At 62.4% G+C, this 1003-nt stretch carries 3 protein-coding genes; 1 reads left to right on the forward strand and 2 read right to left on the reverse strand.

What is annotated here, in order from left to right:
* Positions 1-76 precede the first annotated feature (76 nt).
* A complete protein-coding gene (locus ABT24_RS15190) occupies positions 77-259 on the forward strand; it encodes a type 2 periplasmic-binding domain-containing protein (protein ID WP_353743861.1) in 183 nt (60 codons plus the stop codon).
* Here the strand turns inward: ABT24_RS15190 and ABT24_RS15195 are convergent.
* The gene (locus ABT24_RS15195) at positions 172-780 is read right to left on the reverse strand and encodes an aminotransferase class III-fold pyridoxal phosphate-dependent enzyme (RefSeq protein ID WP_286738222.1); all 609 of its coding nucleotides are present in this window, start codon (positions 778-780) and stop codon (positions 172-174) included. The two genes, ABT24_RS15190 and ABT24_RS15195, sit on opposite strands and share 88 nt — an antisense overlap.
* A gap of 9 nt (positions 781-789) precedes the next feature.
* Complete coding sequence (locus ABT24_RS15200; RefSeq protein WP_286738220.1) at positions 790-942, reverse strand: hypothetical protein; 153 nt, start codon at positions 940-942, stop codon at positions 790-792.
* Positions 943-1003: the final 61 nt, after the last annotated feature.

The raw sequence follows: 1003 nt of genomic DNA on the forward strand, positions 1-1003 counted from the left end.
CGCCTCTGTTCGATCGCAGCAGCTCGTCTTTAACAATACCGAAGCCGTACTGTCGGCCGCGCTGCAAGGACTTGGTATTGCCTACGTTCCAGACTTCGTCGCGCGTGAACCGCTGGCCGAGGGGAAGTTGCTCCCTGTGCTCGAGAGTGCGAGCACCCGTCAAGGCATGTTTCAGATTCTCTGGGCGACGAATCGGCACATGGTTCCGAGGCTGCGCGTATTCATTGACTTTCTGGGGCAGCATCTACACCGCGAGTGAACAGCCGCCGGGTTTGATGGAGGTCCCACAGGACTCCGGTCAATCACGATCACATCGCCCTCGACGAAAACGGCCGCCACCGTCTCCGGACCGGCCTCCAGCAGGCTGGTCTCCAGATCCTGAGCACACTCGCGCGAGCAGGTGTTGGGGTCCAGGTCGAACTTGCAGCGGTAGCAGTAGGGATCGGTAAAGCGCACGATGCCGGGTAGACCCGGCTCGAACAGCTCGCGCCGCGGATCGCCCGACAAGGAGAGCATGGCCAGAGTGGCGCCGTGGTAGCTGCGCGTGCGCGCCACCACCTTGTTGCGCCCGGTGACCATGCGGGCCATCTTGAGAGCATTCTCGTTGGCCTCCGCCCCGGACAGACAGAGAAAACTCTTGTTCAGTCCGGGGGGAGTGATTTCGGCCAGTAGTTGACCGGCCCGGGCCTTGTCGGGGAAGGCGGCGGTGGGACTGGCCACCAGTCCGCGCTGCCCCGCTTCGGCCATGGCCTGCTGCATGCCGGGATGTCCGTGACCCAGGTTGGCGTTTCAGGTGGTGGAACCCAGGTCCCACCACCACTCGCCGTCGGCCGTTTGAAAACGCGCGCCCTTACCCCCGGTAATTTCCAGGGGAGCCGCTTTTTTCTGAGCCGTCCAGGTATAAAAAACGCGTTCGCGCTGGGTCTCGATGACGTCGCTCATGCCAGTTTGGAAGCAACGTCCTTACATGCCTGAGTGAAGATGCCGTGAGCCACGATGGCCT

The sequence above is a fragment of the Thiomonas sp. SCN 64-16 genome (assembly GCF_001725585.1).
In the GTDB taxonomy this organism is placed as follows: Bacteria; Pseudomonadota; Gammaproteobacteria; order Burkholderiales; family Burkholderiaceae_C; genus Thiomonas; species Thiomonas arsenitoxydans.